Origin of the sequence: Actinoplanes missouriensis 431, assembly GCF_000284295.1 — a bacterium.
GTDB lineage: Bacteria > Actinomycetota > Actinomycetes > Mycobacteriales > Micromonosporaceae > Actinoplanes > Actinoplanes missouriensis.
Genome location: NC_017093.1, coordinates 3,810,954 through 3,835,782 on the forward strand (window position 1 = coordinate 3,810,954; position 24,829 = coordinate 3,835,782).

20 protein-coding genes are annotated in these 24,829 nt (G+C 68.5%); 7 read left to right on the forward strand and 13 right to left on the reverse strand.

Going from position 1 to position 24,829, the window contains the following annotated elements:
* Nucleotides 1-43: 43 nt before the first annotated feature.
* The gene (locus tag AMIS_RS17935; protein ID WP_041830989.1) at nucleotides 44-1,543 is read right to left on the reverse strand and encodes a M28 family metallopeptidase; all 1,500 of its coding nucleotides are present in this window, start codon (nucleotides 1,541-1,543) and stop codon (nucleotides 44-46) included.
* 176 nt (nucleotides 1,544-1,719) lie between these two features.
* On the opposite strand from AMIS_RS17935, the gene AMIS_RS17940 reads away from it, so the two are divergent.
* Nucleotides 1,720-3,321 (forward strand): alpha/beta hydrolase, encoded by a 1,602-nt coding sequence (locus AMIS_RS17940; protein ID WP_014443761.1) that lies wholly within the window; start codon nucleotides 1,720-1,722, stop codon nucleotides 3,319-3,321.
* Between the two features lie 72 nt (nucleotides 3,322-3,393).
* On the opposite strand, the gene AMIS_RS17945 is transcribed toward AMIS_RS17940, so the two are convergent.
* The 4 genes from AMIS_RS17945 to AMIS_RS17960 are packed head-to-tail and all read right to left on the reverse strand — an operon-like array spanning nucleotide 3,394 to nucleotide 6,733.
* Entirely contained in the window at nucleotides 3,394-4,173 is a 780-nt protein-coding gene (locus AMIS_RS17945; protein WP_083888654.1) for an ABC transporter ATP-binding protein, read from the reverse strand.
* Nucleotides 4,174-4,200: 27 nt separating this feature from the next.
* On the reverse strand, nucleotides 4,201-4,968 hold the full coding sequence (locus AMIS_RS17950) for an ABC transporter permease (protein ID WP_014443763.1): 768 nt from the start codon (nucleotides 4,966-4,968) through the stop codon (nucleotides 4,201-4,203).
* The gene (locus AMIS_RS17955) at nucleotides 4,965-5,768 is read right to left on the reverse strand and encodes an ABC transporter permease (RefSeq protein ID WP_014443764.1); all 804 of its coding nucleotides are present in this window, start codon (nucleotides 5,766-5,768) and stop codon (nucleotides 4,965-4,967) included. Before AMIS_RS17955 ends, AMIS_RS17950 begins: the two co-directional genes overlap by 4 nt.
* Nucleotides 5,765-6,733 carry an ABC transporter substrate-binding protein gene (locus tag AMIS_RS17960; RefSeq protein WP_041829872.1) on the reverse strand — a complete coding sequence of 323 codons (969 nt, stop codon included), beginning with the start codon at nucleotides 6,731-6,733 and terminating at the stop codon, nucleotides 5,765-5,767. The genes AMIS_RS17955 and AMIS_RS17960 overlap by 4 nt, the downstream gene beginning before the upstream one ends.
* A 100-nt stretch (nucleotides 6,734-6,833) precedes the next feature.
* Between AMIS_RS17960 and AMIS_RS17965 the strand changes: the two genes are divergently transcribed.
* The 3 genes from AMIS_RS17965 to AMIS_RS17975 are packed head-to-tail and all read left to right on the forward strand — an operon-like array spanning nucleotide 6,834 to nucleotide 11,029.
* Nucleotides 6,834-7,604, forward strand: coding sequence for an IclR family transcriptional regulator domain-containing protein (locus AMIS_RS17965; RefSeq protein ID WP_041829873.1), 771 nt, complete (start codon nucleotides 6,834-6,836; stop codon nucleotides 7,602-7,604).
* 49 nt (nucleotides 7,605-7,653) lie between these two features.
* Nucleotides 7,654-9,822, forward strand: coding sequence for a putative bifunctional diguanylate cyclase/phosphodiesterase (locus AMIS_RS17970; protein ID WP_014443767.1), 2,169 nt, complete (start codon nucleotides 7,654-7,656; stop codon nucleotides 9,820-9,822).
* Nucleotides 9,823-9,865: 43 nt separating this feature from the next.
* Nucleotides 9,866-11,029, forward strand: a complete 1,164-nt coding sequence (locus AMIS_RS17975) for a TetR/AcrR family transcriptional regulator (RefSeq protein WP_014443768.1) — start codon at nucleotides 9,866-9,868, stop codon at nucleotides 11,027-11,029.
* Here the strand turns inward: AMIS_RS17975 and AMIS_RS17980 are convergent.
* The 3 genes from AMIS_RS17980 to AMIS_RS17990 form a co-directional block, all read right to left on the reverse strand.
* Nucleotides 11,026-12,240, reverse strand: a complete 1,215-nt coding sequence (locus AMIS_RS17980) for an oxygenase MpaB family protein (protein ID WP_014443769.1) — start codon at nucleotides 12,238-12,240, stop codon at nucleotides 11,026-11,028. The genes AMIS_RS17975 and AMIS_RS17980 overlap by 4 nt on opposite strands.
* A 162-nt stretch (nucleotides 12,241-12,402) precedes the next feature.
* The gene (locus AMIS_RS17985) at nucleotides 12,403-13,179 is read right to left on the reverse strand and encodes a GNAT family N-acetyltransferase (protein WP_014443770.1); all 777 of its coding nucleotides are present in this window, start codon (nucleotides 13,177-13,179) and stop codon (nucleotides 12,403-12,405) included.
* A gap of 24 nt (nucleotides 13,180-13,203) precedes the next feature.
* A complete protein-coding gene (locus AMIS_RS17990) occupies nucleotides 13,204-15,216 on the reverse strand; it encodes a M6 family metalloprotease domain-containing protein (protein WP_014443771.1) in 2,013 nt (670 codons plus the stop codon).
* A 118-nt stretch (nucleotides 15,217-15,334) separates the two neighbouring features.
* Here AMIS_RS17990 and AMIS_RS17995 point away from each other — a divergent pair, with 118 nt between their 5' ends.
* A complete protein-coding gene (locus tag AMIS_RS17995; protein ID WP_014443772.1) occupies nucleotides 15,335-17,134 on the forward strand; it encodes a CocE/NonD family hydrolase in 1,800 nt (599 codons plus the stop codon).
* A gap of 557 nt (nucleotides 17,135-17,691) precedes the next feature.
* Here AMIS_RS17995 and AMIS_RS43695 read toward each other — a convergent pair.
* The 3 genes from AMIS_RS43695 to AMIS_RS18005 form a co-directional block, all read right to left on the reverse strand.
* Entirely contained in the window at nucleotides 17,692-18,387 is a 696-nt protein-coding gene (locus AMIS_RS43695) for a GmrSD restriction endonuclease domain-containing protein (protein ID WP_014443773.1), read from the reverse strand.
* 61 nt (nucleotides 18,388-18,448) lie between these two features.
* Nucleotides 18,449-19,567 carry a DUF262 domain-containing protein gene (locus AMIS_RS43700; protein WP_014443774.1) on the reverse strand — a complete coding sequence of 373 codons (1,119 nt, stop codon included), beginning with the start codon at nucleotides 19,565-19,567 and terminating at the stop codon, nucleotides 18,449-18,451.
* Nucleotides 19,568-20,058: 491 nt separating this feature from the next.
* Nucleotides 20,059-21,477 carry a DedA family protein gene (locus AMIS_RS18005; RefSeq protein WP_014443776.1) on the reverse strand — a complete coding sequence of 473 codons (1,419 nt, stop codon included), beginning with the start codon at nucleotides 21,475-21,477 and terminating at the stop codon, nucleotides 20,059-20,061.
* A gap of 80 nt (nucleotides 21,478-21,557) precedes the next feature.
* Here AMIS_RS18005 and AMIS_RS18010 point away from each other — a divergent pair, with 80 nt between their 5' ends.
* Both AMIS_RS18010 and AMIS_RS18015 read left to right on the forward strand, forming a co-directional pair.
* Nucleotides 21,558-22,325: a hypothetical protein gene (locus AMIS_RS18010; protein WP_014443777.1), complete on the forward strand. Its 768-nt coding sequence runs from the start codon at nucleotides 21,558-21,560 to the stop codon at nucleotides 22,323-22,325.
* A 26-nt stretch (nucleotides 22,326-22,351) separates the two neighbouring features.
* Entirely contained in the window at nucleotides 22,352-22,897 is a 546-nt protein-coding gene (locus AMIS_RS18015) for a hypothetical protein (RefSeq protein WP_014443778.1), read from the forward strand.
* Here AMIS_RS18015 and AMIS_RS18020 read toward each other — a convergent pair.
* A complete protein-coding gene (locus AMIS_RS18020; protein WP_014443779.1) occupies nucleotides 22,880-24,034 on the reverse strand; it encodes a 4-hydroxybenzoate 3-monooxygenase in 1,155 nt (384 codons plus the stop codon). The genes AMIS_RS18015 and AMIS_RS18020 overlap by 18 nt on opposite strands.
* A gap of 41 nt (nucleotides 24,035-24,075) precedes the next feature.
* The gene (locus AMIS_RS18025; RefSeq protein WP_231859336.1) at nucleotides 24,076-24,813 is read right to left on the reverse strand and encodes an IclR family transcriptional regulator; all 738 of its coding nucleotides are present in this window, start codon (nucleotides 24,811-24,813) and stop codon (nucleotides 24,076-24,078) included.
* Nucleotides 24,814-24,829 lie beyond the last annotated feature (16 nt).

The following is a 24,829-nucleotide window of genomic DNA, read 5'->3' on the forward strand; positions in this document are numbered from 1 at the left end:
CTGCAGACGAGCGGCAGGAGCCGCCCGGTGAGAGCCGGACCGGTCAGGACTGGGTGATCTTCAGGCTGTCGACTGCGGCCTCGACCAGCGACGCCGTCCCGGCGTCAGCGGCCTCCACCTGCAGGCGGACGGTCTGCCCCGCGTACGAGGAAAGGTTCGCCGATGCCGTCGCCCAGGCCGCCGCCCGGTTGCTCGCCGCGGCCGACTGGGTGAGTACCGTCGTGGTCGTCGAGCCCGACACCACGCGCACCCGCAGGTAGTCGGCGCTCGTCGCGTTGTTCAGGTGCGCGAGGTACCAGGACAGCGACAGCGTCAGCGTCCCCGACGACGGCAGGGTGATCGACGGCGAGAGCAGCGAGGTGACGCCCCCGTCCACGTCGTTGGCGCCCGCGCTCGATCCGGCCGTGGCCCCGGTGACGAGGGCGTAGCTGCCGCCGGCCGCCGCGTCCAGCTGTGTCGCGACGCCGGAGCTGCTGGTCGCCGCGGGGTTGCCGCGTTCGAACAGCCCGGAGGTGGCGGTGTCGGCCGTCCCGCGTGTCCACGAGGTGGCCGTCTCCAGGTCGTCGGACCAGACGGTGGTGCCGCCGCCGGGCGACCCGGCGCCGGCCAGGGCCCACACCGTGTACGCGATGGCGTCCGAGTTCCGGTCCAGGGCGGTGTCGTTGATGTTGGAGATCGTGTCGCAGGACGCGTGGTAGCAGGGGTCGAACCGGGAGGCCGTGCCGCCCCAGAGCGCCACCTGCGCCGACGTCTTGGTGCCCTCGGCGCCGGTGAAGATGCCCCCGGCCGGGATCCCGGCGGAGATGAACGGCCCGTAGTCGCTGCGCCCGTCGAAGTCGGTGCCCCGGGTGGGCACGCCGATCGAGGAGAAGTACGCGGCGAGCGTCGCCTCGATCTGCGCCGAACCGGCCGGCCCGGGACCTGCCCCGGTGCCGTCCGAGTTGTCACCGTCGTACAGGAAATAGCCGGGGTTGGGGGAACCGATCATGTCGAAGTTCAGGTAGCCGGTGATGGCGGACCGCTGCGCCGACGTCAGGGAGTTGACGTAGGCGGTGGACCCGCGCAGTCCCAGCTCCTCCGCGCCCCACCAGGCGAAACGCAGGTGCCGGTCGGGCTTGAAGCCGGTCCGCGCGACCTGGAGCGCGACCTCGAGGATGCCGGCCGACCCGGAGCCGTTGTCGTTGATGCCGGGTCCCGCGGTGACGCTGTCCAGGTGTCCGCCGATCATCAGCGTGTTGGACGTGTTGCCGCCCGGCCAGTCGGCGATCAGGTTGTACCCGGTGGCGCCGTTGTAGGTGAACGACTGCTGGGTGGTGGTGAATCCGGCCGCGTCGAGCAGGTTCTTCACGTAGGTGACCGAGGCGAGGTACCCGGGCCGGCCGTGTGCCCGGTTGCCGCCGTTGGCGGTGGCGATGCTCTGCAGCTGGGAGAGGTGAGCCTTCACGTTGGTCAGCGAGATGTCCGGCGCGGCGGCGGCGGTGACCGGGGCCGGGGCGGACAGCAGGCCGGCGATCAGCAGGCCGGCGACGGGGAACTGAAGCATGTCGATGAGGATCGCAGGAGCGGACGTCAAACCCTTCATATCAATCGATACATATCAAGGTTTCCGAATCGCAATCGTAAATTCGGCGTTGCAGGAGCTGCACATGCCCATGTCTGGATGTTTAGAGTGCGGAGTCACGACGACCACCTGTGACTCGTTCATACGGAAGGCATGGGATGCGAAGAATCCTTGCGGCCACCATCGCCGCATCCGTCGGTCTCCTGATCGGAGCCGGCGCGATCCCGGCCACGGCCTCCGCCCATGGCAAGGGGCCGGGGTACACCCCACCCCCGATCGACTGGGGTAAGTGCGCCAGCGCCGGGCTGAACGCCCGGGGCGCGGAGTGCGGTTTCCTGGTCGTTCCGCTGGACTACGCGAAGCCCAAGGGCGCCAAGATCAAGATTGCGGTGTCCCGGATCAAGCACAAGTCCAGCGCGGCGCAGTACCAGGGTGTCATGCTCACCAACCCGGGCGGCCCCGGTGGTTCCGGGCTCACGCTGTCGGTCCTCGGTGAGTACGTGCCGGATAACGCCGGCAGCTACTTCGACTGGATCGGCTTCGACCCCCGCGGCGTCGGCTCCAGCGTTCCGGCGCTGACCTGCGACGTGAACTACGCCGGCTACAACCGGCCGTTCTACGTGCCGGTCACCAAGCAGCTCGAGAAGACCTGGCTGGCCAAGGCCAAGGGCTATGCGAAGGCGTGCGACAAAGCGGGCGGCGCACTGCTCGACCACGTCAAGACCACCGACACCGTGGCCGACATGGAGAGCCTGCGGAAGGCCCTCGGCCAGAAGCAGATCAACTACTACGGCTTCTCGTACGGCACGTACCTCGGCCAGGTCTACGCCACGCTCCACCCGGACAAGGTGCGCAAGTTCGTCTGGGACGGCGTGGTGAACCCCGAGCGGGTCTGGTACGACGCGAACCTCGACCAGGACATCCAGTTCGACAAGAACATGGACGTCTACTTCGCGTGGGTCGCCAAGTACGACTCGATCTACCACCTCGGCAAGACCGCCAAGGTCGTGAAGCAGAAGTACTACTCGACCCTCTACTCGCTGATCAAGAAGCCGGCCGCCGGCAAGATCGGTCCGGACGAGTGGAACGACATCTTCTCCTCGGCCGCCTACTACGTCTTCGGCTGGGAGGCGACGACCGAGGCGTTCGCCGCCTGGGTCAACGACAAGGACCCGTCGCTCCTGCTCGAGCAGTACTCCGAGCCGGGCGCCGCGGGCTCCGACAACGGTTACGCCATGTACCTCGCGGTCCAGTGCACCGACGTCAAGTGGCCCACCAACTGGTCCAAGTGGCAGCGGGACAACTGGAAGATCTACGCGAAGCACCCGTTCATGGCGTGGAACAACGCCTGGTACAACGCTCCCTGCATCACCTGGGGCGCGAAGCCCGGCAAGCCCGTCGAGATCAACGGCAAGAAGGCTCCGAAGATGCTGCTGATCGCCGAGACGAACGATGCGGCCACGCCGTACTCGGGCGCTCTCGAGGTCCGCAAGCGGTTCCCGAAGTCGGTCCTGGTCGAGGGTGTCGGCGGCACCACGCACTCCGGCTCGCTGAACGGCATCGCCTGCACGGACAACATCATCGCGGCGTACCTGGCCACCGGCGACCTGCCGGACCGGGTCCGTGGCAACCGTTCGGACGCGCAGTGTGACCCGGTTCCGCAGCCGGTTCCGGCCGGCGCGCCGGCGTCGACGTTCTCCAAGCGTTCTGCTCCGGCGGGTCTCCCAGCGGACATCCGCGCGGAGATCGGTGTCCGCTGAGGATCAGAACCATGCGACGGCCCGGGCGGGAGCGGATTCCGCCCGGGCCGTTCGTTTCCCCCGGGTACGGGGTCAGCGTGCGGCCGCCGCCTTCTTGGCCAGCTGGATCTGCTCGTACACATGGGTGCGCAGTTCGACGAAGCGCGGGTCGGCCCGGGTGTGCAGCTGGTCCCGCTCGGCCGGCAGGTCGATCGCCAGCTCGTCCTGCACGACGGTGGGCGAGGACGACAGCATCACCACCCGGCGGCCCAGGTAGACCGCCTCGTCGATGTCGTGCGTGACGAACAGGACCGTCACCTTGAGCCGCTGCCACAGTTCGCGGACCAGGTCCTCCAGGTCGGCCCGGGTCTGCGCGTCGACGGCCGCGAACGGCTCGTCCATCAGCAGCGTCTCCGGCTCGTAGGCGACCGCCCGAGCGATGGCGACACGCTGCTGCATGCCGCCGGAGAGCTGCCACGGGTACGCCGACTCGGTGCCGGTGAGCCCGACCGCGTCGAGCGCCTGCTCGACCAGCTCCTTACGCCGGGACCTGTCGACCTTCTTCTGCTTCAGCGGCAGCTCGACGTTGTCGCGCACGCTCATCCAGGGGAACAGGCTGCGCCCGTACTCCTGGAAGACGACCGCCATGCCCGGCGGCGGACCGGCGACCGCCTTGCCGTTCACCTTCACGTCCCCGCTGGTCGGGTCGAGCAGCCCGGAGACGCAGCGCAGCAGCGTCGTCTTGCCGCAGCCGGACGGGCCGACCAGACAGACCAGGTCGCCGTTCTCCACGGTGAACGTGAGATCGCGGAGCGCCTCCACCTCGCGGCTCCCGGAGCGATAGACCTTCCTCAGGCCTTTGACCTCTAACACGGGGTCACCTCGAGCATCATGAACCTCCTAGCCGGCCCGGCGCTGCGACTCGCGCAGCCCCTCGTACCACCGCAGCGCCCGCTTCTCGGCGAGCCGGAACATCAGCGACAGCGCGAAGCCGAGCAGCCCGAGCAGGATGATCCCGCTCCACATCTCGGGGATCGCGAAGCTGCGCTGGAACTGCACGATGGTGAAGCCGAGACCGTTGCTGGCCGCGAACATCTCGCTGATCACCATCAGGATGATCGCGATGGAGAGCGCCTGGCGCAGTCCGGCCGCGATCTGCGGTCCCGCCGACGGCAGGATCACCTTGGTGATCCGGGCCGGCCCGGTCACCCCGTACGACCGTGCGGTCTCCAGCACGACACCGTCCACCGCGCGGACGCCCTCCACCGTGTTCAGCAGGATCGGCCAGACACAGCCGAAGACGATCACGATGATCTTCATGGTGTCGCCGATGCCGGCGAACAGCATGATCACCGGCACCAGGACCGGCGGCGGGATGGCCCGGAAGAACTCCAGCACCGGCTCGCAGACCGCGCGCAGCCGGCGGTTGAGCCCGATCGCGAGCCCGAGTCCAATCCCGATCAGGGCGGCGAGAAGGTACCCGGCGAGCAGCCGCAGCAGGCTCGGCAGCACGTCGGCCTTCAGCGCGGCGAGCGTCCAGGTGTCGCCGAAGGCGGTCAGGATGTCGGAGAGCGGGGGAGCGTAGAAGCTCTCGCTGCCCGCGCTGAGGACCCACCATCCGGCGAACAGCACCACCGGCAGGGCCAGGGCGTAGATCAGCCGTCTCATGCCGGCACCTCCCCGCGGACCGACTGGTGCCAGGCGAGCAGGCGGCGCTCGCCGGTACGAGCCAGCAGGTTGATCAGCACGCCGAGGATGCCGGTGACGACGATCAGCGCGTACATGGTCGGCACGGCCTCGGAGGCCTGGGCCACGGCGATGTCCTTGCCCAGCCCCGGCGACCCGATCACCAGCTCCGCGGTGATCGCCAGGATGAGCGCCACGGACGCGGCGAGCCGCACGCCGGTGAAGACGTAGGGCAGGGCGGTCGGCCAGAGCACGTGCCGGACCCGGGCGGCCGCCGAGAACCGGTAGCTGCGCGCGGTCTCGTAGGCGACCGGGTCCACGTCGGCGACGCCGTAGAGCACCTGGACGAGCACCTGCCAGAACGCCGCATAACAGATCAGCAGGAGCGAGGAGCCGATCTCCGTACCGTAGAGAAGGACCGCGAGCGGGATCAGCGCGACCGACGGGATCGGCCGGAGGAACTCCACCGTGGAGGCGGTGAGGTTGCGCAGCAGCGGCACGGATCCGATCCCGAAACCGGCGAGCACGCCGGCGCTGACCGCGATCAGCAGGCCCCAGCCCCAGGCCACCAGCGTGTCCTTCAGCGAGATCCAGAACTGGCCGGTGCCGGCCTCGTCGGCGAGCGCCGAGACGATCGCGCTGGTGGGCGGCAGGAAGCGGTCGTCGACCAGGCCGAGCGTCGGCAGCAGTTGCACGATGAGGAGCAGCCCGGCCAGGCCGGCCACCCCGAGCAGAGCGGGGTGGTCGAGCCGGGCCGGGCTGCGGCGGCGAGCCGAGGTCACGGGAGCAGCTTCTCCAGGTCCGGGGCCTCGGCGAAGATGCCGTCCTCCACACCCAGCGTGGCCAGGGTCTGCACCGAGGCCTCGTTGATCGCGACGGGCCACTTCGGCAGGATCAGCGCGGCGCGGTTCTTCTCGTCGATCTTGGTGTAGTCGGCGAGGACCGTGCGGACCGCTTCCGGGTTCGCGTCGGCGTACGCGAGCGACTCGTTGATCGCCTCGGTGAACCGCTTGACCAGGTCCGGGTTCTTGCCGATCAGCTCGGTCGAGGCGAAGTACGCGGCCACCGACAGGTCCGGCGCGGCGTCCACGAACGTGGAAGCCACCTCACGGCCGCCGGCCGCCTTGACCGCGGTCAGTGTCGGCTCGACCACCCACGCGGCGTCGACCTGGCCGCCGTCCAGCGCGGCCGGCATGTTCGGGAACGGCATCTCGACGAACTCGATCTTCGAGGGGTCGCCGCCGGCCTTGCGCACGGACTGCCGGGTGATGGTGTCGCCGATGTTCTTCAGCGTGTTCACCGAGATCTTCTTGCCGGCCAGGTCAGCGGCGGTCTTGATCGGGCTGTCGCCCTTGACCACCACGGCGCCGAAGTCCTTGCCCTGCACGCCGGTGGAGGAGACGCCCGCGGCGACCGCCTTGATCGGCACGTTCTTGCTCTGCGCGATCATCAGCGAGGTCCAGTTGCTGAAGCCGAACTGGAACTGACCGCTCACCACGCCGGGCACGATGGCCGCGCCGCCCTGGCCGGCCTCCATGGTCAGCTCGATGTTCCGCTTGCTGAAGAAGCCCTGCTTCTGGCCCAGGTAGATGGGCGCCACGTCGATGATCGGGATGACGCCGACCTTCACCTTGTCGACGCTGCCGCTGTCGCCGCCCGCGGAATCGGAGTCACTGGAGGTGCCGCACGCCGTCAGGGTGCCGGCGAGGGCCACCGCCACCATCCCCGCGAGGAGTCGCCGCCGCATATCTACTCCTTAGAAATATGTGCGCATCACGAACATGAGTTCTCATGAAGAACGCTATGATGTGCCCCGTGTCACGTCAACGATTGACTTCGATCATCTGATGCCGCGGGAACCGTACTACGTGCAGTCGTTGGAGCGGGGTCTCGCGGTGATCCGTGCCTTCGACGCACACCATCGCCAACTGACCCTCAGTGACGTGGCCCGGACCTGCGGGCTGACCCGTGCGGCGGCCCGCCGCTTCCTGCTCACGCTCACCGACCTGGGGTACGTGCGGACCGACGGCCGGCTGTTCTCCCTGGCACCGCGTGTTCTCGACCTGGGGTACTCGTTCCTCTCCAGCCTCTCCCTGCCGGAGGTCGCCGAGCCGCACCTGGAGCGTCTGGTGGCCCGGGTGCACGAGTCGTCGTCATTGTCCGTGCTGGACGGGGACGATGTGGTTTACGTGGCTCGTGTCCCAACCAGCAGGATCATGCGAGTTGCGATCAATGTCGGGACCCGCTTCCCGGCGTACGCGACGTCGATGGGCCGGGTGCTCCTCGCCGCGTTGCCGGAGAGCGAGCTCGACGCGTACCTGGGGAAAGTCAAGCTGGAACCACTGACCGACCGCACCATCGCCTCGCCGGGCGAGCTCCGCGCCGAGATCGCGCGGGTCCGCGAGCAGGGGCACGCGCTGGTCGACCAGGAGCTGGAGGAGGGGCTGCGGGCGCTGGCCGCGCCGATCCGGGACCGCAACGGGGTGGCGGCCGGCGCGGTCAACGTGTCCATCCACGCGGCGCGGGCGACCGTGGAGGAGATCCGGGAGAGGCTGCTGCCGCCGCTGCTCGAGGCCGCCGCGGCGATCGAGGCGGATCTGCGAATCGGATCGCGGTGAGCTGAACGGCCTCAAGGTTCGCGGGAACCGGCCGACATGACAGACCGTGATGGGGTGGCGCACCTGGCTGGCCTGCGGTCTCGGCGCCGCGGTGCTCTACACCCTGCTGCCCTCCGGTGGGCTCGCGCGGACCCTGGCGATCACCGTCGCGCTCGCCTCGATCACGGTCATGATCATCGGTGCTCGCCGGAACCGCTCGCTGGTCGCCGGCAGCTGGTACGTCTTCGCCGCCGGTATCGCCTCGTGGGTGCTCGGTGACGTCCTCTACCCGATCGGGCTGCCGTTCCCGTCCTGGGCGGACGCCTTCTACCTGGGCGCCTATCCGCTGCTGACGGTGGCGCTGTTCCGGCTCACCCGGCAGCGTGGGCCGGTGTGGTCCGGCAACCTGATCGACGCGGCGATCATCGCGGTCGGGCTCGGCATCGTCTACTGGACGTTCCTGATCGAGCCGATCGTGGCGGATTCGTCGACGCCGCCGCTGACCCGAGCGGTGATCGCCGGATATCCGACCGCCGGCGTCCTGCTCTGCGCGGTGATCATTCCGATCCTGCTGCGCCCCGGACCCCGGACCGCGAGCCTGTGGCTGCTCACCGCGGGCAGCGCGGTGACCCTGGCCGGCAACGTGGTCTACACGCTGGTGCCGGAGGCCGAGAGCCGCCTGCTCTACGCCGGCTACCTGGTCGCCTACGTGCTCTTCGCCGCTGCGGCGGCCCACCCGTCGATGAGCCGGCCGGTGGCCGGCGACGGCGACAGCCTCGGCCGCAGCCGGCTGACCGTGCTCACCGCCTCGACGCTGCTGGTCCCGGCCGTGCTGCTGATCCGCGGTGACTGGCACCGCTGGGGCGTCGTCGCGGTCGGCTCGATGGTGCTGTTCGTGCTGGTCGCCAGCCGGATGTCCGGATATGTCACGCGGGTCGACAGCCAGGCCCGCCAGCTGCGGCACCTGGCCATGCACGACGACCTGACCGGCCTGCCGAACCGCCGCGAGCTGGAACACCGGGTGACCGTCGTGCTCGCCGCAGGTGGCGGCTGCACGGTGATCGTGATCGACCTGGCCGGCTTCCGGCACATCAACGACCGGCTCGGGCGCGCGGCCGGCGACCAGGCCTTGATCGCGGTCGGTGAGCTGCTGCGATCCTGCGTGCGTGACGGCGACCTGGCCGCGCGGATGGGCGCCGACGAGTTCGCGGTGCTGGTCCGCTCCGGCGGCACGGCCGCCGCCAACCGGCTGCTCGAAGCGCTGCGTCATCCGGTCCAGGCCGGCGAGCACGAACTGCTGCTCACCGCCCGGCTCGGCCTGGCGTCCGGTGGCGCCGGGCTGACCGCCACCGAACTCGTGCGACGCGCGGACACCGCGCGATACGCGGCCAAATCATCGGGTACGCCCCTGGTCGTCCACACCGCCGAACTGGACGAATGCGCCGAGGCCGCCGAGCGGCTCGGCGCCGACCTGCGGCACAGCCTGGACGACGGCGACTTCACCGTCGTCTACCAGCCGATCGTGGCGCTGCGCACCGGCCGCGTCGTCGCCGTCGAAGCCCTGGTCCGCTGGACGCACCCGATCCGCGGCCAGGTCAGCCCGGCCGACTTCATCCCGGTCGCCGAGGACAACGGCCTGATCGTCGAGCTCGGTGAGTGGATCATGCGGACCGCCTGCCGGCAGTTCGCCCGGTGGCGCGCCGAGCTCGGCGACACCGCGCCGCAGTACGTCAGCGTCAACGTCTCCGCCCGCCAGCTCAGCGAACCCGGCTTCCCGGACGTCGTCGCCGGCATCCTGATGGACACCGGCGTCCCCGCTGCCGCCCTGCTCGTCGAGGTCACCGAGACGGCGCTCTTCGGCGGGGGAGTGGCGATCGACGCCGTGGAGAGCCTGCACCGCGCCGGCATCCGGATCGCCCTGGACGACTTCGGCACCGGGCACTCGTCGCTCGGCCTGCTGCGGGCCGTGCCGGTCGACGTCCTCAAGGTCGACAAGTCGTTCGTGGACGAGATCACCGAACCGGGCCGCCAGGCGGTGATCGTGGACGCGCTGATCCACGTCAGCAACGGGCTCGGCCTGCGGGCCGTCGCGGAGGGCGTGGAGACCGCGGAGCAGGCCGATTACCTGCGCGAACTCGGGTACGACTGCGCGCAGGGCTGGCATTTCGGCCGCCCGGTCGCCCAGCCCGATTTCGGCGCGGTCGCGTTGATCCCCGCTAGGACCGCTGTGATTGACTAGCAGCTATGGTCATGTGCCCGCCCCCGTCTGCCCGAGTGCGCCGGTGACCGCCGGGCCGGCCGCGGCGACCCGCCCGCACAACCGTAAGCAGCTCATCGTCGAAGCGGCAGGTCAGGTGTTCAGCGAGCGCGGCTATCACGCCGCCTCGATGGAGGAGATCGCCGCCGGCGTGGGGATCAGCGCCGCCGCGCTGTACCGGCACTTCCCGAACAAGTACGCGCTCTTCGCCGAGTGCGCGAACGTCATGGTGGACCGCCTCGTCGCGGCCCTCGACGAGGCGCCGCCCGAGACGTCGCTCGCCGACCTGCTCGCCGCGCTGATCCGCGTCACCGTCGCGCACCGCGCGTCCGGCGGCCTGTACCGCTGGGAGGCCCGTTACCTCGACCGCGACGACCGCCGGCTGCTGCGCACGAAGTTCGCCCAGGTCGTGGACCGGGTGACCGAGGTGGTGCGACGGGAGCACCCGATGCCCGGTGAGCGGCTGCGCGCGGTGGCGGCGCTCGGCGCGATCGGATCGGTGACGATGCACCACACCACGATCGCCCAGCGCCGGCTCGAGGAGCTGCTGCTGGAGTCCGCGATGCGGGTGGTCGCCACCGATCCGTCCGCCACGCCTGGCAGCGCCGGGCTCGTCGAGTTGCCGGCGCAGCCGGTGCCCCGGACCCGGCGCGCCGAGATACTGGCCGCGGCCATCCCGCTCTTCGCCCGGGACGGGTTCGCGAACGTGACGAACGGGCAGATCGCCCAGGCGGTCGGGCTCGCCCCGTCCGCGATCTACCGGCACTACCCCGGCAAGGTGGACATCCTGGTGGCCGCGTGCCTGCAGGCGGCCGGCCTGCTGACCCAGGCGGTGGACCGCAGTCTCCACCAGGCGGCCGGCCCGCGGGAGACGGTGGTCGCGCTGACCGCGGCGTACGTCGCCTACAGCTTCGAGCACAACGCCCTCAACAGCGTCGCCGAAGCCGAGATCCGCGGGTTGCCGGCCGACCTGCGCCGGCCCCTGCTGGTCGCCCAGCGAGAGCACATCGCGGTCTGGGAGCAGCAGCTCCGCTCGGCCCGCCCGGAGCTGGATCCGCGTCAGGCCCGGCTGCTCGCGCACGCCGGGTTCGGTGTGGTGGTGGAGGCCGGGCGCGCCCTGCGCTGGCAGGACACGCCCGGCAACCGGGACGCGGTCACCGCGCTGGTGACCGGCGCCCTGACGATCTAAGTGCCCGGCCGGTTCCAGGTCGGGATCGTGATCGGGGTGTACGTCGGCGACGTCCCGTTGTTGAGGAACAGCATCGCCAGCCCGCGCACGAACCGGTCGAAGAGCGAGAAGCTGTTCGGGAGGATCGGCGACAACCCCTCGCGGAACGCGACGTAGGCGGGCCACCCGACCTCGATCAGGGTACGGGAGGCGTAGTCCCGCGGCAGCTTCAGCCAGTCACCGATCTTGTCGCTCAGCACGTACCGGGCGAACTCGCGCTGGAAGCCCCGGGTCACGCCGAGGTCCACCTGCGAGACCAGGTTCAGCAGGATGCTCGCCAGGTCGACGCCCTCCGGCGTGGACCCCATGATCGGGGTCAGCGCGTACGCCGACTGCTGCTTCGCCGCCGCCCAGGACGCCGGGATGAAGTCGTCCCGCACGCCCAGCAGGTGCAGCGCGACCTGCCACTGGTGCAGGTACGCCTCCTCCTCGGCGGCCGACATCCGGATGCCCCACTGCTTGAGCTTGCCGTACACATAGGTGCCGAGGCTGTGGAAGGTGACCAGGATGTCGCCGTTGCTGATCGGGATGAAGTCCTGGTCGTCGGTGACCGCCCGCCACTTCGCCGACTGCGGCAGCAGGTGCCGGACCGCCGCGTGGGTCAGCCGCGTCTTGTTCGACGTGACGACGAAACCGCCGGACGGCTGGAACGCGTCCATCGCGCTCAGGTCGTACCCGTAGGTGAAGGTCTTGGCCGCGCGCGCCTTCATGTCGCCGCCGCCCTCGGACCAGTAGACGTTGCGCGCCTCCCGCGGGATCACCGTGCTCATGATCCCGCTGCCCAGCCCGTAGAGGAGGAACAGGTACATGCTCATCCGCTTGTTGAACTGGGCGGCCCGGGCCAGCTTGGCCTGGTCGGCCCAGGCGGGCAGCTTGTTGTGCCGCTGCAGCCACGCGGTGAGATCGGCGGGCACGCCGGCCGGCAGCGCGTCACCGTTGCGCCGCCACGACGCGAACGCCGTGTTCACGGCCGGGATCTGACCGTTCTCCAGCAGCGAGGCGAGCAGCGGATCGGTGTCGTCGTCCCAGACCCCCCAGGGGTCGGTGACCGTGTCAGTGCCGGCGATCGATCCGGCGGACGACCAGCCCCAGGCGGCGGAGGGGGCCGCGGCGCCGGCGATGCCCAGTGCGGCACCGAGCGTGAGAACGCTTCTCCTGCTGAGATTTTGCATTCGCTTACCTGCTTCCTGTCCAGGTGTAACGTGCAGATTTCACCGTTCGCCGGACTGTGATTTTCCATTAACATAGCGGCGGCCGGTGTCATCGGCAAGGCTCGATGTTTTCGCAGTTCGGGGAACCTGCGGACAGGCCTGCGGAAGTAAGGTCGCCCTAAGTCAGAGGGGCAGGAGCGGGAGGAAGCCGGCGCGGCTGCAGGCCGCCAGCAGTTGCCGCAGCCGGTCGTCGTCGTCCGCGCGGTGCGGGTCGCCTTGCCGGTCGGCTTCCTGAGGGCTTAGCGGGCCGGCTTTCTGGGCGCCTTCGAGGCGGGCGAAGTAGCGGACCACGAAGTCGCTGACGATCGTGCTCCGGATGCGGTCCGGGGTGGGGCTAACCTCGTCGTCGGACTCGATGACGAGAAAGAGGAGGCCGCTCAGGCGTCCGGCGCCGGGTGACAGCTCGGGCAGCAGATAGGGGACCGGCACTCGGCGGCCGCCGAACCCGGCGTAGAGCCGCAACCGAGCGTCATCATCGCCGTAGTCGGCGGTCGGGTCCTCGTCCTTGCTCACGCTGCTGCCGCCGGCCGGGCGTAGGGGGTCCTCGGCCTCGGCGAAGACGACGTGCGGCCGGAGCGTCGCCCGCCAGTGCGGGCCGGCGACGGCGACGAGCCGCTGCCCGATGCCACGCCCGCGCAGGTCCGGCCGTACCGCAAAGTAGCAGAGCAGCGCGGCCCGGATGTCACCGAACCACTCCAGGAACAACGCGCCGACCGGCTCCCCGTCCGGCGCCAGCGCGATCGCCCCGCGCAGCTCGTCGGCGGCCAGCACCCGCCGTAGCCTGTCGAGGGGTTCGCGCTCGCCGGGACTGAAGCTCGGCACCAGAACCGCCTCGTAGAGCCGGCGCAGGACCCCGGCGTCAGCCTCACCGTCGAGGAAGCGAACCGTCACGTCCTCCACGGGAGTGCACCCCCAGCCGGGACGTCACCGTCGCACGGTGCAGGAGGTCACGGCTCTCGCGCGCGGGTTGCTCTCCGACCTGACCTCGACCGGCACCTTCGCCACACCCTTGACGTAGACCTCGACCGAAGCCGGCTGGCGCCCGGCCACCCCGACGACTTCCCGGGGCAGCACCGCTCCCGGCGCCGAGATCCGGAAGACGTCGGCGTCCCGGCCGGTGTTGCGGATCGGGATCGTGCACCGGGCCCAGCCGGACGGCCCGGGGCGGGCGCCGGCCGACGAGGCCCGCACACCGCGGGTGGACGGCCCGGCGCCGTCGAGCGAGCGCACCGCGACCTGGTACGAGAGCACCCCGTGCCGGTCCCGCTTCCGGTCGAGCACGTAGAAGTGCAGCCGGTTGGCCGTGTCCGTGTACTCGAACAGGCTGCCCGAGCCGGTGCCGGCGTGGAACAGCGCATCGGAGAGCTGCCGGTAGTCGCCGATGGTCATCTTCTGGGGTGTGCCGTCCGGCAGCACGAAATCGACCTTGTCGATGTCCTGCGGGTTGGCGTCGATGGTCCAGATGAACGGCGCGGCGTCCGCGTCCTTCGTCTTGGCCAGCAGCACGCCGGAGTCCGGGGTGAACGAGTCGAAGCCCATCCGGTCGACGACCTCGAGGGTGTAGTTCTGGTACCCGCCGCCGTCGCAGTAGGGATCCGTCGCGGGGCTGCAGGCGGGGCTGCGGTCGCCGCCGTCCAGGGTCACGTTGATGCCGGCCAGCCGGCGCCCGCCGGGGTCGACCGCGCGCGCCGTCACCCGCGTCATCACGACGCCGGACTGGGCGAGCGCGTCGCGGGACAGTTTCAGCACCGCGTCGTCGTCGACGATGCCGAGCTTCATCTTGTTGCGCAGCATGTGCTGTGCGCCCATCGAGGCGCCCGCGGTTCCCGGGATCAGCCACCGGCTGTGCGGTCCGCCGGGTCCGTTGAAGGTGCCGCGGCTGAGCATCTCCCACGGTCCGCTGTAATCGCGGCGCGCCGGTACGCCGTACGGATTGTTGTAGTTGTCGCCGATCCCCAGGATGTGGCTGAACTCGTGCGCGTACGTCGACATGCCCGAGCTCTCCGCCTGCAGGGAACTGCCCTGGGTGGCGTTCGGCCAGATGTTCGCCGAGGCCTGCCACGACGTCCATTCGACGTATCGGGTCGCGTTCCAGTTCGGCAGTGCCGCGTCCGGCGGGCCGAACTCCTCGCTGACGTCCTCCTTGGTGGTGAACTTCATCTGGCCGAACTCCTGCCAGGTCGCCGACTCGTCCTGGCCGGCCGAGAGGAAGAACACGAAGTCGTACGCGGCCGCCTCCTGCTCGCCGACCGCGGCGATCCAGGCCGCGCGGGCGTCGGCCCGCAGATCACGGCCGCACACGTCACCGGCCGGGCAGCCCAGGCCACGCTGCATGGAGTTCTCGATGCCGTACTCGTGACTCGCGTGCGGCATCTGGTAGACGCCGAACGCGCTCAGGTCGATCCCGAAGCGCCCGTTCGAGTCCTCCATCCAGTACTCGTGGATGGTGTGGCCCCGGTTGAGCGTCCCCGGCGTGTTCAGGAAGTCCCGGTAGAACGCCGGAACTTCGGAGCGATCCAGATTCTGTACGCCGGAAGGGTTGCCGTAGATCGTGGAGTTCGCCGGCTGGGTGACCACGAACGGCTGGTTGGGGTAGTCGACCAGCACCAGGGCGCCGTTGAAGGTGCGTTCCGAGCCGCGCACCGCTGGGTCGGCCCAGTCGGTGCCCGGCACGGCCCGATAATCGTCCCAGGTCATCGTGTCCGGCAGCTCGTAGCGCTGGGGGTCGATCGGCTGCGGCGCGCCGGCCGGGCCGCCGCCCAGGGCGACCACCTCGTCGACCTGCCACGGCTGTGTCTGCGGCCAGTGCCGCATGCGCCACGGTGTGTCCGGATCCGCGCCGGGCGGCGCGGCGGTCGCCGGTACGGCGTTGAGGGCACCGCCCACCGCGAGCAGCGCTACGGACAGTGCCGAGAACAGCCGTCGACCCGTCGTCATGGCGTCATCCTGGCAAATCTATCGACGCAGCTCAATGGTCAAAAACGTACTCCACAAAGGAAGGCAGGCAGGCTAGCGTCAGGAGCGGCAAAGATGCCGATCGATTCTTGGAGGTCGAGTGAGCCTACGCAGACGGACAACAGTCGTCGCCGGCGCGCTGATCACGGTTGTCACTCTCGCGGTGGGTGGCGCGGCGACCGCCGCCGTCGCCTCGCCGCCGGGTGCCCCGGCAGGCGTCACATACGAGGAGAACCCCCGCGTGCCGGAGGGCGCGGTGTGGACCGAGGCCTACTTCCCCTCCGCCGACAACAGCGGTGTCGAGCTCCACGCCGACGTGTTGCGGCCGGCCAACCTGTCCCCGCGCGCCAAGACACCGGTGATCCTCGCCGTCAGCTCGTACTTCAGCCATGCCGGTCAGACCGGCCCCGAGGGCTGGACCCGCACCGGCCCGTCCAACCGCTTCGCCGACTTCACCAGCGGCACCGGCCTCTTCGCCCGCGGCTACACCTACGTCATGGTCGACCTGCGCGGCTTCGGCGGGAGCACCGGCTGCCTCGACTGGGTCGGCCCGGGTGAGCAGGCGGACGTGAAGGCCGCGATCCGGTGGGCGGCGACGCAACCGTGGTCGACCGGCAGAGTGGGCATGTACGGCAAGTCGTACGACGCCGTCACCGGGCTGGTCGGCAACAACCTGCGCATGCCGGCGCTGAAAGCCGTCGTGGCTCAGGAACCGGTGTGGGACATGTACAACTACCTGTTCAGCAACGGGGTTCCGCGGCCCAACGTGACAGGCACCCCGAACGCCTACAACAGCATCGCCACGATGGGGTCGCTGCCCGACGACACCGCCCGCTACCAGGCCAACGCGGCGTACGAGCAGAGCCACCCCGAGTGCCTCGCCGACAACCTCACCAACAACAACAATCCCGACCCGGACTCGTCCTACTGGCGCGCCCGTAACCTCGCGGCCCAGGCCAGGGGTACGAACACCCCGCTCTTCGTCACCCAGGGCTTCATCGAGAACAACACCAAGCCCGAGGACATGCAGGAGTTCCTCGACAACCACCACGGTGTCGAGCGGGGCTGGCTGGGGCAGTGGGAGCACGTCCGCGGCAATGAGACGAACGAGCAGGGGCAGCTGCTGATGGGCCGCGCCGGATTCTTCGACGAGGTCATGCGCTTCTACGACCGCTTCCTGAAGGGCATCCGCCCGGCGGTGCACGACCCGGCCTACGCCATCGAGGACAACACCGGCGCCTGGCGGGCCCAGCCGACCTGGCCGATGCGGTCGTCATCGACCACGGCGAACCTGTCCGACGGAACCTACGTCGACGACGGCATCGCCTCCACCCTGAAGGCCCCGGCCGGCCAGCAGTGGGACATGGAGCACTTCACCGATGCCGCCCCGCCCACCGGTCAACGCCTCGCGCCGATGACGGCGGCCGGCGACACGCACAGCTACTTCAGCTGGTCCACGCCCGTCGCGTCCCGGCTGCGGATCACCGGGACCCCGCAGGTCAGGCTGCGTGCAAGCGCGCCGGGCAACGTCATGGTACGGCTGTGGGACGTCGCCCCGGACGGGACCGCGGTGATGTTCGACGAGAACGTCGCGCTGATCGAACGAGCCGGCCGGGTGGCGTTCGACCTGAAGTCCACGGACTGGACCCTCGAGGCCGGCCACCAGCTGGGTGTCCAGACCGGAACGATCGGCAGCGGAAACTGGCGCGACACCCCGAGCGGCAACACCATCGAGATCACCCGCGCGCGGCTGGATCTCGAGCTGCAGAACCCGCGGTTCGACGTGCCGACCCAGGGTGACCGGTCGCCGTTCCTCGACACCTACCTGAGGCAGTACACCCGCACACTCACCGCCGTCGGCGAGGGAACCTTCCCGCTCGCCTTGCGCCACCGGCACTGACGAACCGGCGCCGGCGTGGGCTGCCCGTGCGGCCCACGCCGGCTGGCCAAGTCGCGGCATGAGTGGGGTCTGGACCTGGTACTGGTCCTGCGTTACCGCAAGGCGGTGACTTGCGGCTTCCACGTGCTCCTCGACGCCCTGGGGGAGCACGAGTCTCCCACCCGCCACGCGGTGCGCTTCGGCGAAGGCGCCGAGGAGACCGCCCGGCACATCCGGGAGGCTGGCGACGCCCGTACCGTGTGCCCTGGTCTTTCTATTCGCCGGACGCGGCGGAACTCCAGCAGATCCGGAAGCTCGCCGATGACCCGGCTGGCCTACCGCGCCGCCACCGGCAATCTGGTCAGGACCGGCAAGGCGAAACAGCGCGACCTCAACGATTTTCCCGGGTTCGTCTCAAGTGGGAAAGGTTCAACGCCCTGGAGATCACCGCGGCTGCATCTACGCCTGCGCGTACTAGCCCGAACTGCGCACATACCCCGAACCCCCTGCCAGGGCAGGATCTACTTAGCTCAGGTTGGTGGATCTCCAGACGGGCGACCTCTGCAGATGCCCTAACCTCAGGCCCGATAACTCTCCAGTCGATCAGTGGCCCAGACTTTATTGGTCAAGGCGAGCACTAAATCGATCCGCTCACCCAACTCGACATCGCCGAATTTTCGGTAAGGCTTGAACGGCAGCCCTTCACGGTCGGCAAAACCGATGAACTGAGGCTGATGTTCATAGGTTGAGGCGGTAAGGCTAGCGGCGTAAAAATTCTGCTTGGCGTAGTGCGGAGCCTTGGCCTTGAATGGCTTGTCCTGGTAGCTTCGGTTGACGTCGGCAGGAAGTAGTAGCAGGGCGCCCACATGATTGCGGTAGTCCCAGAAATCCTGTTCCTCTGGATATTCGTGCATATAAGGAGAGTAGTCGGCTGCCCAGATGTGCTCGATGTCGAACGGGTTCTTGACTCGCCGATTCACATAGTTTGCGAACTGCTCAGGTCTGCCGGAACCGACCTCGACATAAGAGGTTATTCGGGCCAGTAAGTGAAAGATGTACCGGCGGGTGAATTGGTTTAAGAAGAGTCCTTCGATGCCGGTTCTGCCTCGAGATGGGCTGCCTTCGAAAGTGGCGTCGTCGTCATCCTCGAGACGCTCCTGAAGGATGTCGATCAGCTCATTCAAGGGTTTGTTGCGGATGTCCCTGCAAAGCACCCACATCGCGTAACTAACGTTCGAGTAAGAAACGCGAATGTAATTCACCACGCGGCGCATCAGCCAAATGTCGAGATACGTGGCCGTTGCCCCGATTTTTCGGTGAAGGATGTCGTCGTCGTCACCTGCGTTTAGGGGGGGCCAGAAGAACGGTATTCTGCCAAGTGAATTCATTGTGGGCGTTGTAGAAAATTGATTCGAGTCCGTCCGTGTACCGGCGGCCCGCATCCAAGATCCTTCGGTAGGCCCTTGCAAAGAAGGGGAATTCTTCCGTCATCAGGAGGAAGTTACTTTTATCGTCGCCCACTCCAACATGCGTCGCCCGGTCCCGAATCCACCGATGAAACGTTGTGCTAATTAGCTCCCAGTCCTTGTCGGATGCTCCCGCCTTGCGGTCACGGATGGTTTCTGCGTATTTTGCACGCAACCACGCCTTTATGAATGATGAATCACGCTCCGGATTTGGATCGGGCTCCCAAGAAGTAAGCTCATGTACGGTCTTTCGCCATACCCGATTCGCCACGGAGCGCCGATCTGGGTCATCGATTGGCGCGAGCAGGTAGGCCTTCAGCATGTCGACGGGGCTCAACGGTTTGCCGCGGTCATTCATCGTCTCGAAGATGGCGTAGGCGTCTGTATCGTTCTCTGTGGTGATCTCGATGAGTCCAACATTGCGCAAGAGCCAATAGACGAAGTTCGGAAGCGCCTGTCCGAGTTCGTCACTCAACCCAGAAGATTGAATGTCTCCGTATCGATGGACGATAGTCTGTGTGGACTCGTCTTTGCCGTCCGGCGTATAGTCTTCACCGTTGAACAGTGCCTGGATGGCTGGCAGTCGGTCCTCAATCTTAAGATTGAAGTTCTGCTCACCCAGATCGTCCGAGAAAATTAGCGGCTCAATGGTCGTAAAAACGGACAAATCACGCGCTTTAGTTTCGCGATAAAGGTAGATCAAAAGCAATGTGAGAGAAGTGACCCGCTGCTGGCCGTCGACGAGGAAGTCGGTGCTGCCTCGACGGGTGACGATAATCGAGCCAAGGAAGTAGGTGGGGTAACCGCTCACTGCGCGCGGGGGGTCACCGTCGCGGTAAGCGTTCTGGAACGCGCCTACAAGATCCGACAAGAGTTCATCAATGTTGGGTTTGTCCCATTTATACTCGCGCTGGTAGTCATCGACCGAAAATGAACGACTTTGTAAAAGTTGAGTGATCGTCCGGTAGTAAGGGGTAGGCGAACCCATTCACAGCCTCCAGCTCATGTCATGTCGAACGAATCTAGCTGATGAAGTCTCACCGGAGCGCCCGTGTCAAGCGATCGGAGTCGCCTCCGCCCGCACTCCGGCTTGCGCGGCGAGATGAGTCTTGCAACGACTTCATTCGCGTGAGTAACCGCGGCGTTTGGAGCGGCCAAGGTGGCTTGGCGCTGAAGTCATAGGATGGTGAAGCTCGTGGGGGCCATGCCTGCGGGCTCGGCGTGTGGTCCGCCGCGCCTGGCAGATCGCGGCATGGGTGGGCCCTGAGCTGGTCGTGGTGCTGCGCTACCGCAATGCCGTGACGTGTGGCTTCCATGTACTGCTCGGCACGTTGGGTGAGCATGAGACGCCAACTCTTCAGCGGGTTTCCGCCATGTGCCAGCGCTACTCCGGATGCCGGCACTCCGGGTGACGATCACGGCGCTCGACCGATTAGGAACCCTTGCGCGCTAACCCGAGCACCGCACGCTCCGGGGGCATCACCCGCTGTGTGTGGACTTGAGGTGCGGAACGCGCCCCAAATTCACACCCTCGGTGCCTGCGCTCGGCAACGTTGCCAGCGCCGAGCCGGAAAGCTGTGGAGGCCGGGACGCGCCGCCCGACCAGATCGAGGCGTTCAGGGCGGCCCACGCCACCCCGAGCACCACCGCTGCCGCTGTCTCGCTGGTTCGGCTCCAGCCGAGGTAGATCCAGGATCCCGCGCAGAACACCACGATCGTCGCCGCGACGGTCCAGACCGTCACGTTCCACCGCCAGGGGAGGCCCCGGGCGACCAGCCACGCGAGCAGCCCCGCCGCCGCCGCGACCTGCGCCGTCTGACCGGCGGACATGGTGGCGAGGGCGACCGCCGCCGAGTCCAGCGGCAGCGCCCCGCCGAATTCCTCCGGTGTGGGAAAGACCAGCGTCTCCGCAGCCCGCCATCCCGGCGGGACCGTCATCGCCAGCACCACGGCGAGGATCACCGCGGGCAGCACCGGCCCGAACGCGCTGCCGAGGGAGCGCCATGTGACCGGGCGGCGCAGGGTGCGGATCAGGGACACCAGCACCGCGAGGGCGATCAGCACCTCGGGGACCAGCGTGGTCGCGGTCTCCAGCGCGAAGAGGTAGCCGTCCGATGTCCACTGACTGCGCATCCAGGCCGCTATCGCCTCGTCGGTCGCGGCCAGGCCGGAGAAACGGATCACGGCGGGGACGGCGACGACGAGCAGAACGGCGACGGCGATCAGGAATCCGAGGCTCAGCGATGCCATCGCCATGGGATGCGACCGGACGGCCGGAAAAGCACGGAACGGGGTTGATCTGCGGATGGTGACGGCTATCGCCCGTACCGGATCGGGGTTGTGACCCAGCCAGCGGCCCGCAAGCATCAGTCCGAGAATGAGCACCGTGAGCGCGGCGAGCGCGCCTGCCGCGCGCCCTGCGCGCGCCGCGAGAACGTCGTAGCTTGCGCCGGCGGCGTAGCTTGCGCCCACCATCCAGACAGCCCAGAGGCTTGCCGCCGGCGTGTGCCAGATCAAGAACCGATTGAGGGGTACGCCGTTACGCGCGGCCAATCGAGGCATGAGTGTTCTGGCTCCGACCACCCACTGACCGAAGAAGATCGCACGACCGCCATATCTTTCGAACAGTCGCTCGGCCCGTTCCGCATGTCGTCCCATGCCGATGAAGGAGCCGTGGTGGTACGCGAGGTTGCCACCGAGCAGAGCCGAACCGATCGCGACGAGCAGGGCGGGCACGGGGGAGACGACGCCGGCGTTGGCGAGCAGCCCCATCGCGATGAGCGCTGTCGCGGCCGGCAGGACGAGCCCGGCCAGCAATGCCGTTTCCAAGGTCACGAGCGCGGCGACCACCAGGTAGACCACGATCGGCGGAAGCCCCCCGAGCAAATCCTCGATCATGAAACGACCGTAGGGGTTGGACTGCGGCGGGGGATCGGTGAAGCTCCTTAGGACATCCACCGATATCTGTAGGAGTGACGATGCAGCCGACGTTGCGCCGCCTGGACGAACTCGCCACCTTCCTCGCTGACCGGGACGACACTCTCGCGGTGCTCGGGCTCGGCTCGGCGGGCGCCCAGCGGGCCCGGCTGGATGAGCACTCCGACCTGGACTTCTTCGTGGTCGTCGAGGACGACGCGCGGTGGCGGTACGTGGAACGGATCGACTGGCTGGAAGCGCCGTGTCCGCTTCTGTTCAGCTTCGCCCACGAGCGCAACGGCCGGAAGGCGCTGTACGAGGACGGCGTCTTCGTGGAGTACGTGGTGCTGACCGCCGCCGAGCTGGCCCGGATCCCGTTCTGTGCGGCGCGGGTGGTGTGGCGGCGGGCGGACGTGCCGGCCGGGCTGGCCCAATCGGAGGCGCCGATGCCCCGCACGCCGTACGACACCGTCGATTTCCACCTCAACGAGGCGCTTACCAACCTCTATGTCGGTCTCCACCGTGAACTGCGCGGGGAACGGCTGAGCGCCTTCCGGTTCATCCAGTCGCACGCGGTGGACCGGGTCGTCTCGCTGATGCGGCTGAGCAGCGGGGAAGCGCCGTACCGGGATCCGTTCGACGTGACCCGGCGGGTGGAGCGCGCCTACCCGGCGGACGTGCTGCCGCTGGCCGCGATGGTCCCCGGATACGCGCACAACACGGCCGCCGCGCGGACCATCTTCGAATGGCTCGGGAAGCGTTATCCGGTGCACCCCGGAATCGGCGCGGCGATCACCGCACTACTGACCCGTTCGGGGGATTACTCCTGATCTTTGCAACGAGGACGGTCTATGCCATGGCGGATGTGGTTCCGAAATGGAGAGCGGTCGTCCTCGACTTCGTGGAGCGGGGCGGGTGGTCGGCCGGGCAGGTCTTCTTCGCGACGCTGCTGGCCGGCGGGATCGGCTCGGTCGCCGACCTGCCGTGGGCGGAGGCGCTCACTCTCGCGGTCAGCGCCTTCGTCTCGTCGGTGATCCTCACCGGCGTGCAGTACCTGTCGAAGCAGACCAACCTGGCGTTCTGGCCGGATCTGATCGTCCGGCTGGCGAAGACGTTCCTCAGTTCGCTGTCGGCGTCGATCCTGGCCGGCGCGTTCGACGTGACCACGTTCGACTGGGAGACCGCCCTCAACGTGGCGTTCCTGGCGACGCTCGCCTCGCTCGGCAAGGGGCTGCTGGCCCGTGAGCCGGCCGCGCCGAACGGGCAGGTGCCGCCGGACGCGTCGCCGTCGACGCTGCCGACCGGCACCTACCGCGAGGCCGTCGATCACGCGCCGGCCCCGCCCACGATCGACGCGACCAACCCGCCGGCGTCGGGGGGCTCCTCAGTACCCGATCGGTAGCCCGGCGTAGTTCTCGGCGAGGCCGGTCGCCCCGGCCTCGCTGTTCGCCACCCACTTGAGCTGCGACAACTGCAGCTGGGCGTCGAACGGGTCGCCGGACGTGTGCAGCATCGTCGTCATCCACCAGGAGAAGTGCGTGCACCGCCAGACCCGCCGCTGCGCGTCGTCGGAGTAGCTGTCGGCTTTTCGGGGGTCGCGGTTTTTGATTTTGTCGATCAGGGCCTTGCTGAGCAGTGCGACGTCGGCGATCGCCAGGTTGAGGCCCTTCGCGCCGGTCGGCGGGACGATGTGCGCGGCGTCGCCGGCCAGGAACAGGTTGCCCTGCCGCATCGGGGTCTGCACGTAACTGCGCATCGGCAGCACGCTCTTGTCGGTGATCGGGCCGGGGGTGAGCTTCCAGCCGTTCTGGCCGTGGCCGAGGCGGGTGGCGAGCGCCTCCCAGATCCGGTCGTCGGACCACGACTGCGGGTCGGTGCCGTTCGGGACCTGCAGGTAGAGCCGGCTCACCGTGGCGGAGCGCATCGAGTGCAGGGCGAAGCCGTCCGGGTGCCAGGCGTAGATCAGCTCGTCGGTGGAGGGCGCCACGTCGGCGAGGATCCCGAGCCAGGAGTACGGGTAGATCTTCTCGTACTTCTCCGCCGCCGCCACGGCGTTCCGGCTCGGGCCGAAGGAGCCGTCACAGCCGGCGATGGCGTCGGCATCCAGCCGATGGCTCTGCCCCGATGCGTCGGTGAAGGTCACGTGATCGTCGTGGACCGCCACGTCGGAGACCTCGTAGTGGATCTCCTGGCCGCCGGCTCGGCGGGCCGCGATCAGGTCCTTCTGGACCTCGGTCTGACCGTAGACCCACACGCTGCGCCCGGCCAGGTTCACGAAGTCCAGGTGGTGCCGCTCGCCCGGCCACTGCAGGTAGATCCCGCGGTGGTGGTCGCCCTCGGTGCGGATCCGGTCCCCGAGCCCGGCCTTCTCAAGCAGCTCGACGCTGGAGTGTTCCAGGATGCCGGCGCGGATCCGGGCCGCGACGTACTCCTCGGAGCGGGTCTCGAGGACCACCGATGCGACCCCGCCCTGGGCGAGGAGGTGGGAAAGAAGCAGGCCGGCCGGGCCGGCGCCGATGATGGCGACCTGGGTACGCATGCCCCTCAGAGTTCGGCACCCGGCGGCCGCCGGGCAAGGCCCTATTTCCACTGAACGGAAGAAGACCCCGCAAGGGTACGGCCGATGCCGTGCGCCGCGACCTGCAGAGCCGACACCAGCCGGGGCAGTTGGCGGCGCAGATCCGGGACGACCATGCCGAGCGCGGCCACCACCGCGTCGCCGTTGCGCACCGGCACGGCCACTGAGCAGGCGCCGAGGCTCATCTCCTCGCCGGTCGTCGCGTAGCCCTCGGCGCGCACCCGTTTCAGCTGCTCCAGCAGGCGGGCCGGCTGGGTGATCGTGTACGCCGTGATCCTGGTCAGTTTCGTGAGGGCCTCGGTGCGGATCTCCTCCGGGGCATGGGCGAGCAGCACCTTGCCGACCCCTGTCGCGTGCATCGGCAGCCGCGACCCGACCCGGCTGACCACCGGCACCGACACATGCCCGGCGAGCCGCTCCACGTACAGCACCTCCAAGCCGTCCCGCACCGCGAGATGCACCGTGGCGAGCGTCGTCCCGTACAAATCGTGCAAAAATGGGGAAGCCGCCTGGCGCAGGCCGCTCTGCACCGGCGCGAGCAGCCCGAGCTGCCAGATCCGGCGCCCGATGACGTAGTCGCCGTTCGGCTCGCGGGCCAGCGCGCCCCACCGGTGCAGCTCGCCGACCAGGCGATGTGCGGTCGCCAGGGGGAGCTCGGCACGGCGGGCGAGATCGGTCAGCGACAGGGCCCGATGCTCCCCGTCGAAAGCGCCCAGAACGGCCAGGGCACGCGATGTCACGGTGGCCCCCATCACC